16 protein-coding genes are annotated in these 14,622 nt (G+C 61.4%); 13 read left to right on the top strand and 3 right to left on the bottom strand.

Features of this window, described 5'->3' with window-relative positions; genetic code table 11:
• Nucleotides 1-846, bottom strand: an 846-nt coding sequence (locus tag B3F77_RS07380) for an ABC transporter transmembrane domain-containing protein (protein WP_293604335.1), incomplete at its 3' end; no start/stop codon positions are given.
• A 78-nt stretch (nt 847-924) separates the two neighbouring features.
• On the opposite strand from B3F77_RS07380, the gene B3F77_RS07375 reads away from it, so the two are divergent.
• From B3F77_RS07375 to B3F77_RS20930, 7 genes are all read left to right on the top strand, one after another.
• Nucleotides 925-1,455, top strand: coding sequence for a MarR family winged helix-turn-helix transcriptional regulator (locus tag B3F77_RS07375; protein ID WP_293604334.1), 531 nt, complete (start codon nt 925-927; stop codon nt 1,453-1,455).
• 82 nt (nt 1,456-1,537) lie between these two features.
• Nucleotides 1,538-3,082 (top strand): efflux transporter outer membrane subunit, encoded by a 1,545-nt coding sequence (locus tag B3F77_RS07370; protein ID WP_293604333.1) that lies wholly within the window; start codon nt 1,538-1,540, stop codon nt 3,080-3,082.
• Between the two features lie 58 nt (nt 3,083-3,140).
• Nucleotides 3,141-4,430 (top strand): HlyD family efflux transporter periplasmic adaptor subunit, encoded by a 1,290-nt coding sequence (locus tag B3F77_RS07365; RefSeq protein ID WP_293604332.1) that lies wholly within the window; start codon nt 3,141-3,143, stop codon nt 4,428-4,430.
• A gap of 62 nt (nt 4,431-4,492) precedes the next feature.
• Nucleotides 4,493-6,073, top strand: coding sequence for a DHA2 family efflux MFS transporter permease subunit (locus tag B3F77_RS07360; protein ID WP_293604331.1), 1,581 nt, complete (start codon nt 4,493-4,495; stop codon nt 6,071-6,073).
• A 140-nt stretch (nt 6,074-6,213) separates the two neighbouring features.
• Nucleotides 6,214-6,486, top strand: coding sequence for an SDR family NAD(P)-dependent oxidoreductase (locus tag B3F77_RS20940; RefSeq protein ID WP_414702976.1), 273 nt, complete (start codon nt 6,214-6,216; stop codon nt 6,484-6,486).
• Nucleotides 6,462-6,788, top strand: a complete 327-nt coding sequence (locus tag B3F77_RS20935) for an SDR family NAD(P)-dependent oxidoreductase (protein WP_414702975.1) — start codon at nt 6,462-6,464, stop codon at nt 6,786-6,788. The genes B3F77_RS20940 and B3F77_RS20935 overlap by 25 nt, the downstream gene beginning before the upstream one ends.
• Nucleotides 6,785-6,964, top strand: a complete 180-nt coding sequence (locus B3F77_RS20930; protein WP_414702974.1) for an SDR family oxidoreductase — start codon at nt 6,785-6,787, stop codon at nt 6,962-6,964. Before B3F77_RS20935 ends, B3F77_RS20930 begins: the two co-directional genes overlap by 4 nt.
• A gap of 25 nt (nt 6,965-6,989) precedes the next feature.
• Here the strand turns inward: B3F77_RS20930 and B3F77_RS07350 are convergent, their stop codons facing one another.
• Nucleotides 6,990-8,000 carry an LLM class flavin-dependent oxidoreductase gene (locus tag B3F77_RS07350; RefSeq protein ID WP_293604330.1) on the bottom strand — a complete coding sequence of 337 codons (1,011 nt, stop codon included), beginning with the start codon at nt 7,998-8,000 and terminating at the stop codon, nt 6,990-6,992.
• 775 nt (nt 8,001-8,775) lie between these two features.
• On the opposite strand from B3F77_RS07350, the gene frdA reads away from it, so the two are divergent.
• The 6 genes from frdA to B3F77_RS07320 all read left to right on the top strand — a co-directional run bounded on the left by frdA (nt 8,776) and on the right by B3F77_RS07320 (nt 13,579).
• Nucleotides 8,776-10,533: a fumarate reductase (quinol) flavoprotein subunit gene (frdA, locus tag B3F77_RS07345; RefSeq protein WP_293604329.1), complete on the top strand. Its 1,758-nt coding sequence runs from the start codon at nt 8,776-8,778 to the stop codon at nt 10,531-10,533.
• On the top strand, nt 10,530-11,291 hold the full coding sequence (locus B3F77_RS07340) for a succinate dehydrogenase/fumarate reductase iron-sulfur subunit (protein WP_293604328.1): 762 nt from the start codon (nt 10,530-10,532) through the stop codon (nt 11,289-11,291). The genes frdA and B3F77_RS07340 overlap by 4 nt, the downstream gene beginning before the upstream one ends.
• Nucleotides 11,276-11,680 carry a fumarate reductase subunit C gene (locus tag B3F77_RS07335; protein ID WP_293604327.1) on the top strand — a complete coding sequence of 135 codons (405 nt, stop codon included), beginning with the start codon at nt 11,276-11,278 and terminating at the stop codon, nt 11,678-11,680. The genes B3F77_RS07340 and B3F77_RS07335 overlap by 16 nt, the downstream gene beginning before the upstream one ends.
• Before the next feature lie 2 nt (nt 11,681-11,682).
• Nucleotides 11,683-12,024 carry a fumarate reductase subunit FrdD gene (frdD, locus tag B3F77_RS07330; protein ID WP_293604326.1) on the top strand — a complete coding sequence of 114 codons (342 nt, stop codon included), beginning with the start codon at nt 11,683-11,685 and terminating at the stop codon, nt 12,022-12,024.
• 99 nt (nt 12,025-12,123) lie between these two features.
• Nucleotides 12,124-12,882 (top strand): class I SAM-dependent methyltransferase, encoded by a 759-nt coding sequence (locus B3F77_RS07325; protein ID WP_293604325.1) that lies wholly within the window; start codon nt 12,124-12,126, stop codon nt 12,880-12,882.
• Between the two features lie 64 nt (nt 12,883-12,946).
• Nucleotides 12,947-13,579 (top strand): hypothetical protein, encoded by a 633-nt coding sequence (locus B3F77_RS07320; RefSeq protein ID WP_293604324.1) that lies wholly within the window; start codon nt 12,947-12,949, stop codon nt 13,577-13,579.
• A 108-nt stretch (nt 13,580-13,687) separates the two neighbouring features.
• On the opposite strand, the gene B3F77_RS07315 is transcribed toward B3F77_RS07320, so the two are convergent.
• Nucleotides 13,688-14,389, bottom strand: coding sequence for a VIT1/CCC1 transporter family protein (locus B3F77_RS07315; RefSeq protein ID WP_293604323.1), 702 nt, complete (start codon nt 14,387-14,389; stop codon nt 13,688-13,690).
• Nucleotides 14,390-14,622: the final 233 nt, after the last annotated feature.

The following is a 14,622-nucleotide window of genomic DNA, read 5'->3' as shown; positions in this document are numbered from 1 at the left end:
GGTGCCCTGGTACAGGCCCCACAGCAGCGCCGCCGACGTGGCAATGATGATGAAGGCCACCAGCACCGAGCGCGCCTTGGTGCGGCGCACGGCGGTATTGAAAGCGTCGGCGGTCGAGCGGTCAAAGCGCGCGGCCTCTCTAGCTTCAGCGGTGTAGCTCTGTACCACGGGAATCGCATTGAGTACCTCGGCCGCAATCGCGCTGGAGTCGGCAACCCGGTCCTGGCTGGCGCGTGAGAGCTTGCGCACGCGCCGCCCGAACCAGACCGAGGGCGCCACAATCAGCACCAGCACCCCCAGCACTTGCACCATCAAGTAGGGGTTGGTGACCACCAACATGCCTAAAGCGCCTACGCCCATCACGGCATTGCGCAGGCCCATGCTGAGCGATGAGCCCACCACCGTCTGCACCAGCGTGGTGTCGCCGGTCAGGCGCGACAGCACCTCGCCGGTTTGCGTGGTCTCAAAAAACTCCGGGCTTTGCCGCAGCACATGGGCATACACCGCGTTGCGCAAATCGGCCGTGACCCGCTCGCCGAGCCAGCTGACCATGTAAAAGCGGCCTGCCGAAAGAAGCCCCAGCGCCGCCGCGACGGCAAAAAGCTCAAAAAAGTGGCTGCGTAGCGCCATCAGTTGCTCGCCCTTGTCCGTCGCAGTCAGCCCACCGTCGATCAGGCTGCGCAGCGCCAGCGGAAACACCAGGGTGGCGATCGCCGCCATCACCAGGAAGAACAGCGCCAGAACAATCCGGCCCCGGTAAGGGCGCAGAAAGGGCTGCAGGCCCGAAAGTGAACGGGGCGAGCCCTTGGGCGCGGTGGGGGCCGTAGAAGAAGATGAAGTAGCCATCACGCGAGTTTATCCATAAAAGCTGCCAATGCAAACACAGTCTTGACAATATTTGTCTAGGCAAGTATAATTTATTTTATGGCTTCAAAAAGTGAATCAAACCCCTTCATCGACGCGCTGTCGTGTCCATTGGTCGAGTTTTACCGTGCGGAAGGCTACAAGCCGGATGACAGTATCGGCTACCTGATGCGCCGCATCATTGCCCTGATTGCCCACGGCGTGGAGCGTGAGCTTGAGCCCACGGGCCTGACCAATGCGCAGTGGGTGCCGCTGCTCAAGCTCTACATGGGTCGTGCCTCGACGGCGGCCGAACTGGCGCGGCAATGCGACCTTGATGCCGGCTCCATGACCCGGTTGCTGGACCGTCTGGAGGCCAAACAGCTGTGCCGCCGTGTTCGTTCCTCGGACGACCGGCGTGTGGTTAATCTTGAACTGACGGAAGCCGGGCGCGCGGCCGCCCAGGAGATTCCGGCCATTCTCAGCCGTATCCAGAACGCCCATCTGGCGGGCTTCTCGGTCGAAGAATGGCAAATTCTCCAAGGCTATTTGCGCCGTATTCTTGAAACGGCGCAAACCTTGCATGCATCGGCAGAAAAACATGACAAATAAGAAAAATACCTTTCCAAACATTCAAATGACTGCGCCTGAGCCCGCACGGCGGCCCTTGCCGCTGTGGCATGCATCGCTTCGCATGGCCCTTGTTTCCGCGGCCGGCCTGATGGCTGCGGGCCTGATGGCCACAGGCATCACCGGTTGCGCCGACATGTCCGGCATCACGCCGCAGTCCAGCCTGCGCGGTGCGCCGTCGCTGGGCTTGAATCCCGCATCTGCTGCGCCCTCTGAAGCCAAAGCGCAGGCGCCGGTCGCAGCCGAATGGTGGCGCGACTTCAGCGACGAACCGCTCAACCGCCTGATTGGCCAGGCCCTTGAAACCAGCCCCAGCCTGAAACTGGCGCAGGCGCGGCTGGCACGCGCGCAAGCCGTGACGGAAGTGGCGGATGCGGCCACCTTGCCGCAACTCAATGGCCAGATTGACCTCACGCGCCAGCGCTACACCGCCAACGGCGCCGTGCCCTCACCGCTGGCCGGCGCCATTAGTGAAAGCGGAACAGCGCAGATCAGCGCCAGCTGGGAGCTGGATTTCTTCGGAAAAAACCGCGCCGCACTCGATGCAGCATTGGGCAGCGTGAATGCGGCGCAGGCCGATGCACAGGCTGCCCGTGTGCTGCTGGCCAGCCAGGTGGCGCGCACTTATTTCCAGCTGGTACGCCTGAACGAGCAGGCATTGGTTGCGCGCCGCACCCTGGCGCAACGCGCTGAAACCCTCACGCTGGTGCAAGACCGCGTGAATGCAGGCTTGGACACCCGTCTGGAACTGCGCCAAAGCGAAGGCGGCCTGCCAGAAGCGCGCCTGCAGCTGGAAGTGTTGCAGGAGCAGACGGCGCTGACGCGCAACGCGCTGGGCGCCCTGATTGGGCAACCAAATGGTGACTTTCCTCTTAATCCATCGGCGCAGGCAGCTATCAAAAATATAGCGGTTGAGGCGATTATTCCGGCCGACTTGCTGGGCCGCAGAGCCGACATTGCCGCCGCGCGCTGGCGGGTGGAGGCCTCGTCCAAAGACCTGGTCAATGCCAAGGCGCAGTTCTACCCGAACGTCAATTTGGTGGCCTTTGCGGGGTTCTCCAGCATTGGCTTGAGTCGCCTGATTGAGTCGGGCAGTCAGCAGTGGGGCGTGGGCCCGGCCTTGCGCCTGCCGATCTTTGACGCGGGCCGTCTGCGCGCCAACCTGCGCGGCAAAACCGCTGACCTTGATGCCGCGGTTGAAAGCTACAACGCCGCCGTGATTGACGCGGTGCGCGATGTGGCCGACCAGGTTGCGTCTTCGCAAGCCATTGGCCGCCAGCAGGCCGAGCAACGTGCCGCCCAGGAGGCTGCAGAAGGGGCCTATGAGATTGCGGTGCAGCGCTACCAAGCGGGCTTGGGCAATTACCTTTATGTGCTGTCGGCCGAAACCAGCGTACTGAGTCAGCGCCGCCTGGCGGTGGACCTGGCAGGCCGCGCACTGGAGACGCAGGTGGCGCTGATGCGCGCACTCGGCGGCGGCTACACACCCGAGCCAACTTCAATGGCAATTTCCACGCGCCAATCCGCTACTAAAACAATAGCTGCTTACGACCGTGCTGCTTGGGCAGAAAGCGCATTTGATTCAAAAAAAGGTGCTGCAAGCCCTTAAAAGGCCCGCACAGCCCTGTCGAAACCAAGCTACGCGCAACCAACGAATAACAAACACCATGAACGCACCTCAATCTGCCAATTCCAACGCATCCGCTTCGGTGCCAGCGCAGCCGCCCGCCGGTAACCCCAAGCGCAAAAAAGCACTCACCGCGCTGGCCAGCGTCGTCGTAGTGGCGGGTCTGGGCTGGGCGGCTTACGAAGTCCTGGTGGCCAGTCATTACGAATCGACCGACAACGCATATGTGCAAGGCAATGTGATCCAGATCACGCCGCAAATTGGCGGCACAGTCATGGGCATCATGGCGGACGACACCGATTTTGTGAAAGCCGGCCAAGTGCTGGTTCAGCTCGACCCGGCCGATGCCAAAGTGGCGCTGGACCAGGCCGAAGCGGCCTTGGCCCAAGCGGTGCGCCAGGTGCGCACGCTTTATGCCAACAATAGCACGCTGGCCGCACAAATTGCGCTGCGTGATGCGGACGTGGTCAGGGCCCAAAGCGACATTGCCCGCGCGTCTGACGACCTCAAGCGCCGCCAGTCGCTGACGGGCAACGGTGCTGTATCCAAAGAAGAACTCAAGCACGCGCAGACGCAGCTGGCCATCGCCAACAGTGCGCTGACTGCCGCGCAGGCCGGTGTGCTCGCCGCGCGCGAGCAGCTCACCAGCAACCAGGCGCTGACCGAAGGCACCAGCATCGAGCAGCACCCCAGCGTGCAACTTGCGGCTGCCAAGGTGCGTGAGGCCTACCTCGCCACGCAACGCGCCTCGCTGTCCGCCCCTGTGGACGGCTATGTAGCCAAGCGCACGGTGCAACTGGGCCAGCGTGTTGCCGCCGGCACCCCCCTGATGTCCATCATCCCGCTCAAGCAGGTCTGGGTCGATGCCAATTTCAAGGAAGTTCAGTTGCGCACTATCCGCATCGGTCAGCCGGCCACCTTGGTGGCTGACCTGTATGGCAAGAAGGTGGAATACAAAGGCACGGTCGCGGGTCTGGGTGCTGGCACTGGGGCGGCCTTTTCGTTGCTGCCCGCGCAAAACGCCACCGGCAACTGGATCAAGGTGGTGCAGCGTGTGCCCGTGCGCATTGCACTGGACCCCAAGCAACTCGCCGACAACCCCCTGCGCGTGGGCTTGTCCATGAACGTGGAGGTGGACGTGAGCAAGCTGGACGGGAAAACCCTGGCCGACGCACCGCGCGCTGCCGCGCCGGTGCAACCCCAGGCTTTTGCCGCGCAGGATGATGCGGTCAACGACGTTGTGCGGCGCGTGATTGCGGCAAATGTGGGAAAAGCCGGCACAGTGGCCAGTCGCCGCGCGGCGCAGCAGCACACCCTACAAACGCGTTAACAGGCGGCGACTCCGCGCCGCCGTAGTTTCGTTTTCTTCCGCTCACTTCCTCCAGGATTTTCATGGCTTCCGCACCTGCATCTGCTTCTGCATCGGGCTACATTCATCCGCCACCCCTGACAGGCTCCGCCCGCATGTGGGGCACGCTGGCGCTGTCGGCTGCCACCTTCATGAACGTGCTCGACACGTCGATTGCCAACGTCTCTTTACCGGCCATCGCCGGTGATCTTGGCGTCAGTCCCAACCAAGGCACCTGGGTTATCACCAGTTTTGGGGTGGCCAACGCGATTGCCGTGCCGCTCACCGGCTGGCTGTCGCAACGCTTTGGCCAGGTTCGCCTTTTTGTGGCCAGCGTGATGCTGTTTGTGCTGACCTCGTGGTTGTGCGGCCTGGCGCCCAACATGACCACACTGATCGTGTTTCGGGTGCTGCAGGGGCTGGTGGCGGGCCCGATGATTCCGCTGTCGCAGGCCTTGCTGCTGTCGAGCTATCCGAGAGCACTGGCGGGGCTGGCCATGGCGTTGTGGTCCATGACCACGCTGGTGGCACCCGTCATGGGTCCGCTGCTGGGCGGCTGGATCACCGACAACATTTCCTGGCCCTGGATTTTTTATATCAATATTCCCGTGGGCTTTGGCGCCGCCTTCATCACCTGGAGCATCTTCCGCAAGCGCGAAAGCGTCACCCGCAAACTACCCATCGACTCGGTTGGCCTGGCGTTGCTGGTGATCTGGGTGGGCGCCTTGCAGATCATGCTCGACAAGGGCAAGGAGCTCGACTGGTTTCATTCCGGTGAAGTGGTGGCGCTCGGCATCGTCTCGCTGGTGGGCCTGATTGCCTTTGTGATCTGGGAACTCACCGAAGAGCATCCGGTGGTGGACCTCACGCTGTTCAAGCGGCGCAACTTCTGGGCCGGCGCTCTGGCGCTGTCGGTGGGTTACGGCCTCTTTTTCGGCAACGTGGTGCTGTTGCCGCTGTGGCTTCAGCAATACATGGGCTACACCGCCACACAGGCGGGCATGGTTCTGGCGCCCGTAGGTGCCATGGCCTTGCTGCTATCCCCGGTGGTGGGTAAAAACATTGGCAAGGTAGACCCGCGCCGCTTCGCCGCTTTTGCATTCGCGGTGTTTGCGCTGGTGCTGTGGATGCGTTCGAACTTCAACACGCAGGCCGACTTCACCACCATCCTGATACCCACCATCATTCAGGGTGTGGCCATGGCCTTCTTTTTCATTCCGCTGCTCACCATCACGCTGTCAGGCATCTCGCCCGACAAAATCCCGGCGGCGTCAGGCCTTTCCAACTTTGTGCGTATCGTGGCCGGCTCTTTCGGTACGTCCATCGCCACCACCATCTGGCAAGACCGCGCTGCCATGCACCATGCGCACCTCAGCGAATCGGTCAACCTGGGCAGCACGGCCACCAACAGCGCCTTGTCAGGCCTGGCCAGTGCAGGGCTGACGCCGGATCAAGCCCTCGGCACCATCAACCGCCTGGTCGACCAGCAGGCCTACATGCTGGCCGCATCAGATGTGTTCTATGCGTCTTCGCTGATTTTCCTGGCGCTAATTCCGGTGGTTTTTTTGACCCGGCACACCAAGGCGGGGGCGGGGAGTGCTGATGCTGCCGCTGGGGCGCATTGAGCGCCGGTCTGCCATAGATCAAGTCCTCGCGCTAGCGGTAAGCAGAGAATCAATTTCGTAGCTTTCACCGGAAGGTGCGCCGGGGTGAGCTGGGCTGCAAGGTTGCGGCGCCACGCCGTGGAATGGCTGGAAGGACTTTTATGCTGAAGAACAAGGTTGCGTTGGTCACGGGCGCTTCGTCGGGCATTGGGCGCGCGGTCGCGTTGGTCTGGGCGCGCGAGGGCGCCAAAGTGGTGGTGTCGGACATCAACGTCCAGGCCGGCGAGGAAACGGCGGCGTTGGTGCGCGCGCAAGGCGGCCATGCCATTTTTGTGGCGGCCGACGTCGGCAAGCCCGAGGACGGTCAGGCCCTGGTGGAGCGTGCCATAGCGTATTTCGGCCGGCTGGTGTGGCCTGCAACAACGCCGGCATAGGCGGCCCGAATGCCCCCACGGCCGACTATCCGCTGGACGGGTGGGCACAGGTTATCAACATTAATCTCTCGGGCGTGTTCTACGGCATGAAATACCAGATTGCCGCCATGCTCAAGACCGGTGGCGGCTCCGTCATCAACGTCGCGTCCATCCTGGGCGCGGTGGGTTTTGCCACGGCCCCGGCATACACCGCCGCCAAGCACGGCGTCGTGGGGCTGACCCAGGCCGCTGCGCTGGAGTACAGCGCGCAGGGCGTGCGCGGATCAACGCCGTGGGTCCGGGGTTCATCCACACGCCCATGATCAGCGGTCTGGAGAGTGACCCCGGCGTGAACGCGATGCTGGTGGGCGCCCATCCAATCGGCCGACTCGGTCGCGCGGAAGAAGTGGCCGAACTGGTGACCTGGCTCGCCTCGAACCGGGCTTCCTTCGTGACCGGCGCTTACTACCCGGTCGACGGCGGCTACCTGGCGCGTTAAGCCTTGCGCGGCAAGGCGGAGGGCATCAGGCGGCGCGTGAAGCCGCAGCAATGTCCAGCGAGCGCAGCCGCAGGGCCGGGTCAAAAATATCGCTCACCAGCATGAACTCGTCTGCGTCTGTCGCCTGTGCGAGCGCGGTCAGCCCTTCATGCACCGTTTCCGGGCCGCCAATGACGGCGGCAGCCAGAAAGTCGGCGATGGCGGCACGTTCCTGGGGATGCCGTTGCGCCATGAATTGCTCCACTGGCGGCTGCAACCCGCGCCGGTCGCCTGTCAGGATGCCCAGCACGCGCTGGTAGGTGCTGCTGGCCAGGTACTCGGCTTCTTCGTCGGTGGGTGCGGCAATCAGCGGCACGCCGACGATGACATAGGGTTTGGCCAGCGTGGCCGAGGGCCGGAATTTTTGCCGGTACAGCGCCAGCGCCTGCAGCAATAGGCGCGGTGCAAAGTGCGAGGCAAACGCATAAGGCAGGCCGCGTTCGGCCGCCAATTGGGCCGAAAACAGGCTGGATCCCAGCAGCCAGATCGGCACGTTGGTGCCCGCGCCCGGCATGGCGATCAGGCGCTGGCCCGGTTGCGCCGGGGCCAGCAGTCGCTGCAGCTCGGCCACGTCCCGCGGAAAATCGTCGGCAGTCTCCGTCCTGTCGCGCCGCAGTGCGCGCATCGTGGCCTGGTCGGTGCCGGGTGCCCGGCCCAGGCCCAGATCAATGCGGCCGGGGTACAGCTCGGCCAGCGTGCCGAAGGCCTCGGCCACCACCAGCGGCGCATGATTGGGCAGCATCACACCGCCAGAACCCACGCGCATCGTGCGGGTGCCGCCAGCGATATAGCCCACCAGTACCGCTGTCGCCGAACTGGCGATGCCCTGCATGTTGTGGTGCTCGGCCAGCCAGTAGCGGGCAAATCCCAGGCGCTCGGCATGCTGCGCGGTGCGCAGTGAAATCGCCAGCGCCTCGGCCACCGTGCCGCCCTCACGTACGGCCACAAGGTCGAGCATGGACAAGGCAATGTTTTGAAGTGCTTTCATGGCGCTCATTGTCGTGCGTTGCCGTCATTCGCGCTTGGCGGCCTCATGATGCCCGCCGCGCCGACCCGCAGCCAGTGAGCTTGGATTGGGGCATGTTTGGTCCGAAGCGGTTGCCGAAAAATGACAAGAATTCGGCCTTAAAGGAATATTCATCCTGATTTGATGCAGTTCACCATTCTTGGTGATGATGCGCCGCACAGGAACCTCCAAAGTATTCACACCAAGTACGAAAGCCTCCATACTTTTAAAGGTGCCATTCGCGGTTTCAGGTATTGCGACCTGACTTCGAGGAGCCAACTGTTCAGCTTCATCGTCAACCGTAAGAGCTTGCTGTTTGATATGTCACTCGCCAACATAAGCCAGACGCAACCCTCTTCCAGTCGACGATGTTCAACTATGCAACCGAGTCAGTTCTTTAGCCGACCCTGATCGCTGCGCGTGACTTCAAGATGCAAGAGGAATTTTTTGTAAGCGACATGTCGGTCATCGCGCGGACTTCCGATGGTCTGGTGGACGACATCAGTACGCGTCTGGGTATCTATGACAGTTCGCAGTAGATATCCAACGGAAGTGAAAGGAGGTAGGTCAGTTTACAAAATAAGCCGCAGAAGTTATGAATTTTTAGAAGCAACCCCTAAAGGTAATTTTTTGACATGCATCAAAGAAGCCAGTAATCTGCTGCAGTAAGCTACAAACTGTTGCGAATGCAAAGATTAATAAAATAAATTGACAGGGGACAACTGGCATTGCAGCGCGGCACGACAGCTAACTCTAAGGGGAACTGATGGAGACGATCAAGACGGATGTGGCCATAATCGGAGCGGGAGGCGCAGGGCTGCGCGCCGCCATCGCACTCGCGGAGGCGGATCCCAAGATTCGTATAGCGCTGATCTCAAAGGTCTATCCGATGCGCAGTCATACTTGCGCCGCGGAGGGCGGTGCCGCAGGGGTGATCAAGGCCGATGACAGTTTTGAGCAGCATTTTCATGACACCGTAGGTGGCGGCGACTGGCTCTGCGACCAGGATGCGGTCGAGTATTTCATCCATGAGGCACCCAAGGAACTGACCCAGTTGGAGCATTGGGGCTGCCCGTGGAATCGCGAACCGGATGGCTCGGTGGCAGTGCGGCCGTTTGGCGGCATGAAGATCCAGCGCACCTGGTTCGCCGCCGACAAGTCGGGCTTTCATATTTTGCATACCTTGTTCCAGACCAGCCTGCAGTATCCGAACATCCAGCGCTTCGACGAGTATTACGCCACCGATCTCATGGTGGATGACGGGCGCTGCCAGGGCTTTACCGCCATCGAGATGAAGACCGGCCAGATGCGCCGCTTCCAGGCTGGCGCGGTAGTCATCGCTGGCGGTGGGGCGGGTCGCATATTCCCGTTCAACACCAATGGCGCGATCAAGACCGGCGACGGCATGGCGCTGGCCTACCGCGCTGGCGCGCCGCTGAAGGACATGGAATTTGTCCAGTACCACCCGACGGGGTTGCCCAACACAGGAACTCTGCTGACCGAAGCCTGCCGCGCCGAAGGCGGTGTTCTCCTCAACAAAGACGGTTACCGCTTCCTGCAAGACTACGGCATGGGACCGGAAACGCCGCTGGGCAAGCCGGAACTGAAGACCATGGAGCTCGGCCCGCGAGACCGCGTGAGTCAATCCATTTGGCATGAGATTCAGAAGGGCCGCGCGGCCAAGACGCCGTGGGGCGATTGCGTCTGGCTGGACATGCGGCACCTGGGCGAGAAGACGATCAACGAGCGTCTGCCTTTCGTGCGCGATATTTGCATCAGCTACCTGGGCATCGACCCGGTCGCCGAGATGGTGCCGATCCGCCCGGTGGCGCATTACATGATGGGTGGTATTCACACTGACATCAACGCGGCAACTTCCGTGCCCGGCCTTTTCGCCGCGGGTGAATGTGCTTGCGTCAGCATCAACGGTGCGAATCGTTTGGGCTCGAACTCCCTGGTGGAAATTTTGGTGTTCGGTCATCGTGCCGGTCTCTCCGCGCTTGACTATGCACGCGGTCAGAAGCCAGGTAATGATGCCGCGCTGTCAACTCAGGGGGAAGCTGCGCAGGCGAAGCTCCGTGCGCTGTTCACGCGTAACATAGGCAAGGAGTCGATCTCGGGTCTGCGCAAGGAGATGACAGATACCATGGGAGAGGGCGCCGGCATCTATCGCACCCAGGAGGGCCTTACAGAGACATGCGACAAGCTTGCCGATTTGCGCCGACGCTATGCCGACGTAGCGCTTCACGACAAGACCAATGTCTATAACACCGACCTGCTCTCGGCACTGGAGTTGGGTTCAATGCTCGATTGCGCCGAAGCAGTCGCGGTCAGCGGACTCGAACGCAAGGAGTCGCGCGGCGCGCATCAGCGCCTCGACTTCACGGCGCGCGACGACAGCAAGTACCTCAAGCATTCCATGGCCTACTACCACCCGACTGAACCGCCGCGTATCGACTACCGTGACGTGGTGATCACCACCTCGCCTCCGGGTGTGCGTGATTATTCAGGAGCAAAGAAATGAGCGAGAACAGACTGGGTGCTCGGCAAGTCGAGCTTGAGGTGTTGCGTTATAACCCCGAGAGCGATGAAGCGCCGAGATATCAGCGCTATTCGGTGCCGTGCAAGAACGAGTGGTGCATGCTCGACGCTTTGAATTACCTCAAGGACAATCTCGATCCGACGCTCGCCTATCGCTGGTCCTGCCACATGCAGGTGTGCGGCAGCTGCGGCATGATGATCAACGGCGAACCCAAGCTGGCCTGCAAGGCCATGGTGCGCGATTACGAAGGGGTAATCAGGATTGAGCCGCTGGCCCATTTCCCGATCGAGCGCGACCTGGTGTCAGTCGCCGATGATTTTATGGACAAATTAAAGCGCGTCAAGCCTTACTTGATTCCGGGGAAGCCGAAGACGCTGGAGGAGGGCGAATACAAGCAGACGCCGGAACAGATGCAGCGCTACCGTAAATTCTCCATGTGCATTAATTGCATGCTGTGCTACGCCGCCTGTCCTGAATATGGCTTGACCAAATCGAAGTTCATTGGCCCCGCAGCGATTACCCTGGCGCATCGCTACAACCTGGATTCGCGCGATGGCGGTAGGGACGAGCGGCAGGAAGAAATTGCCACCAACGAAGGCGTATGGGAATGTACTTTCGTAGGCGCCTGCTCCGATGTCTGCCCCAAGCATGTGGATCCAGCCAGCGCACTGCAGCAGGTGAAGGTGGCGAGCACCGTCGATTGGTATCTTGAACACTTCATGTCATGGAGCAAAAAATGAGCCGCCGACCCTATGTTCAGGAAGTATCCAGGACCACCTGGTTCTTCAAGCGCCCACGTTATATGCGTTATATGGCGCGCGAGGTAACGTGCATTTTCATCGGCATCTATACGATCATTCTGCTGGTGGGCCTCGCGCGTCTGTCGGAAGGCCAGGCTCAATATGAAGGCTTCCTTGCCGCCTTGCGCCAACCTCTAAGTATCGTGTTCCATGTTTTTGCACTGGCGTTCTCGCTCTATAACTCCTTCACTTGGTTCAACGTCGCGCCCAAGGCGCTGCCTATCCAGGTAGGGGAGGTCTTCATGCCCGATAGCGTGGTGGCGGGTGGGCACTATGTTGTCTGGGTGCTGTTGTCGCTCTTCATTCTTTTCTGGGCGGGGGTAATCTGATCATGGCAAAGTCGAACAAACCTATCATCTGGGGCACCTTTGCCGCTGGCGGCGAACTCGTATCGCTGATCACGCCGGTGCTGATTGTGCTGACACTCCTGGCCGCCATTGGTTTTGTGCCCGATATGTTGGGTTACGAAAAACTGCATGCTTACGCATCGCATTGGTTCGGCAAGCTGGTGATCTTTGTAATTCTGTTCCTGTCGTTGTGGAGCCAAGCGCACCGTCTGCGCATTACATTTTTTGACTTCGGTGTTCGCGCTGATACGTTGGTGGCGACAACCGTCTATTTGATCGCAGCGGTGGGCAGCGTCGCGACGGCGGTATACTTATTTCGCTTCTGATAACTCGTGATGGCGGCATGAAACGAAAGTAGTAGTTTGTATGCCATCAGATAAAACTGATCGCTCCCGGTGGAGCGCAACGATAAACAGGAGACCCCAATGAGTCCACCCACCCCACTTGCCTCACGCGAACAGGCGCGCGAAATGCGATTTAGTTCGTACTGGACGCAGGACTTGAACGACGTGTTTACCGATGTCGCGCCATACTACGACCGTGCGAACCGCGTTGCCAGCCTCGGACTATGGGACTGGTTCCTAAGCCGTTTCATGTCCGTCGTCGGGGGGCGTCCAGGCGAGCGGGTACTCGATGTTTGCGCCGGCACGAATGCGATCGGCATTGCGCTGCTTCAGCGCGAGCCGAGCCTGGAAGTGCATGCGATGGACCGCAGTGCAGCGATGCAGGAGGTGGGTCAGCAGCGCGCTCAGGCGCGGGGACTGCGCATCCACAGCGTGATCGGCGATGTGCATGAGCTTCCATTCCCGGACAACCATTTCGACGTTGTGACGCTTCAGTTTGCATCGCGGCACCTGCGCGTCAAGCGCGTCTTCGAGGAGATACACCGGGTGCTCAAGCCGGGCGGACGCTTCTGTCACTGCGACATGCTGCGGCCGGCCAATCCTGTTGTCGAGAAACTCTACTATGGTTATTTGCGCTCCTGTCTCGTTCTCACGGCTGTTCTGTTTCGAAGCGGCCCGGCGGCAGTGAATTGCAAGAAATATTTCATCGATGCGCTGCAGATGTTCTACACGGCCGATGAACTGAGCGGGGTGCTGCGCGATATCGGCTATCGTGACGTTGCGGTCAAGTCCCTGCTTGGCGGCATGATCGGCATTCACCGCGCGACCAAACCCGAATAGGGCCGAGCGCGTGCTGGTTCGCAGGCATCCTTATCGGCAGACGTGGTCTGCAGGCCGCCTGCAGATGGACCGGTCCGACGCACTGGTGGCATTGGACCGCAAAATTCTGGAGGCATACAGCCGGCGCACGACCAACACGCTTCGCGCGGCTCTGCCGTTGCGTCTTGCCCTGCCTCACATCGAGCCTGTTCTTGCGCGAAACGTTGCCAAGGAGATGCAGAAAGACGCGCTGGTCATTCGCCGCGCTGGCGAAGCGCTTGCCGCCGGGTCCCCTCCAAGCCGCGAAGCGCTGCATGGACTTCTCGACGCCACCAAGGAAATCGACCAGGCGTTTCTGGCGCAGGTCGGCAGTTTGCCGCTCAGGATCGTGATCCCCTATGAAGAGATCGCGCCGGTCCGCATGGAGCGCATCGAGCGACTGTCTGGCGCCGCTTATCGCGTTCTCGACGCGTGGCAACTGCAGAGCGGGGTTCGCGCCGCCATGCAGGCATCCTATCCGCGCGCGGAACTCGAACGGCTGCTGCTCGACCTGTTGCAACTATACGCGCTGGAAACCCGTATCTTGAGCCGCTCGGTGCGCCTGCCTGCGCTGCTCGCCCCGCTGCGGGAACGCATTGCGCAAAGCTTGCAAGGGATCATGAACGACATGGCAAAGCGGCTGGCAGCCGAACTGGTCGGCGTGGTATATCGGCGGTAATTTGATTGCCGGGGCGGCGGGTCCGCTGTGCACCTAAGCCAGTCAGGCTTGAGAAAAGCGGATCTTCGCGAATATCGCTGCCCGGCTGGGAGCCGTCGTCCTCTGCAACTAAACGACCGCGCCGAACAGCGCACCCACAGCCGCAGTGATCGCCATCGCGAGCGCCCCCCAGAAGGTGACCCGCCACGCGCCCGCCAGCACGCCAGCGCCACCGACTCGGGCCGCAACGACACCCAACATGGCCAGGAAGACGAGCGAGGTCCCGGAAACCCAGGGAATCAGGCCCTGCGCTGGCGCCAGGGCCGTGACGGCCAGCGGCAGCACCGCACCGACCGCGAAGCTCGCGGCCGACGCCAATGCGGCCTGCACCGGCCGCGCGCTGAGTGTTTCGGAGATGCCGAGCTCGTCGCGCGCATGGGCTCCGATGGCGTCATGCGCCATCAGTTGCTCGGCAACTTGCTGCGCCAGACCCGGCTTGAGGCCGCGAGTGACATAAATGGCCGTCAGCTCACGTTGCTCCGCGGCAGGATCCCGCTCGAGCTCGGCGCGCTCGCGCGACAGGTCGGCTTTCTCGGTATCGGCCTGCGAATGGACGGAGACATATTCACCAGCGGCCATCGACATCGCCCCAGCCACCAGCCCGGCAACGCCAGCCACCAGAATACTTCCCTGGCTTGAATGGGCAGCCGCCACGCCGACCACAAGACTGGCGGTGGAGACAATGCCGTCGTTGGCGCCGAGCACGGCGGCGCGCAGCCAGCCGATGCGGTCGGTGCGGTGACGTTCAGTGTGGCGGTGCGACAATTTCATGGGCAGCGGTCTCTGTGGGTTGGTCTGATGCACGGCAGAGGCACAGGGCGCCGGTACACTCCGTGCGAGAGCCTAGATTGGAGCATACCCATGATCATCCGCCCAAGCAATGAACCACCCACACCGGTCGCCGCAACCGGGCATCGGCCGAAGCTCCACCCGGACGTTCTCAAGCTCGGCGTGGTCAGCTTCCTTACCGACCTCAGCTCGGAGATGATATTTTCGGTGTTCGC

Source organism: Polaromonas sp. UBA4122 (assembly GCA_002381615.1).
Lineage (GTDB): Bacteria > Pseudomonadota > Gammaproteobacteria > Burkholderiales > Burkholderiaceae_C > Polaromonas.
Note: the sequence above shows the minus strand (reverse complement) of the source record. Positions and strands in the feature narration are given on the sequence as shown.

What these genes read in the sequence shown, in the direction of transcription:
- B3F77_RS07375 (WP_293604334.1), top strand. Translation starts at nt 925, where the DNA reads ATGGCTTCAAAAAGTGAATCAAACCCCTTCATCGACGCGCTGTCGTGT.
- B3F77_RS07370 (WP_293604333.1), top strand. Translation starts at nt 1,538, where the DNA reads ATGGCCCTTGTTTCCGCGGCCGGCCTGATGGCTGCGGGCCTGATGGCC.
- B3F77_RS07365 (WP_293604332.1), top strand. Translation starts at nt 3,141, where the DNA reads ATGAACGCACCTCAATCTGCCAATTCCAACGCATCCGCTTCGGTGCCA.
- B3F77_RS07360 (WP_293604331.1), top strand. Translation starts at nt 4,493, where the DNA reads ATGGCTTCCGCACCTGCATCTGCTTCTGCATCGGGCTACATTCATCCG.
- B3F77_RS20940 (WP_414702976.1), top strand. Translation starts at nt 6,214, where the DNA reads ATGCTGAAGAACAAGGTTGCGTTGGTCACGGGCGCTTCGTCGGGCATT.
- B3F77_RS20930 (WP_414702974.1), top strand. Translation starts at nt 6,785, where the DNA reads ATGATCAGCGGTCTGGAGAGTGACCCCGGCGTGAACGCGATGCTGGTG.
- B3F77_RS07350 (WP_293604330.1), bottom strand. Translation starts at nt 8,000, where the DNA reads ATGAGCGCCATGAAAGCACTTCAAAACATTGCCTTGTCCATGCTCGAC.
- frdA (WP_293604329.1), top strand. Translation starts at nt 8,776, where the DNA reads ATGGAGACGATCAAGACGGATGTGGCCATAATCGGAGCGGGAGGCGCA.
- B3F77_RS07340 (WP_293604328.1), top strand. Translation starts at nt 10,530, where the DNA reads ATGAGCGAGAACAGACTGGGTGCTCGGCAAGTCGAGCTTGAGGTGTTG.
- B3F77_RS07335 (WP_293604327.1), top strand. Translation starts at nt 11,276, where the DNA reads ATGGAGCAAAAAATGAGCCGCCGACCCTATGTTCAGGAAGTATCCAGG.
- frdD (WP_293604326.1), top strand. Translation starts at nt 11,683, where the DNA reads ATGGCAAAGTCGAACAAACCTATCATCTGGGGCACCTTTGCCGCTGGC.
- B3F77_RS07325 (WP_293604325.1), top strand. Translation starts at nt 12,124, where the DNA reads ATGAGTCCACCCACCCCACTTGCCTCACGCGAACAGGCGCGCGAAATG.
- B3F77_RS07320 (WP_293604324.1), top strand. Translation starts at nt 12,947, where the DNA reads ATGGACCGGTCCGACGCACTGGTGGCATTGGACCGCAAAATTCTGGAG.
- B3F77_RS07315 (WP_293604323.1), bottom strand. Translation starts at nt 14,389, where the DNA reads ATGAAATTGTCGCACCGCCACACTGAACGTCACCGCACCGACCGCATC.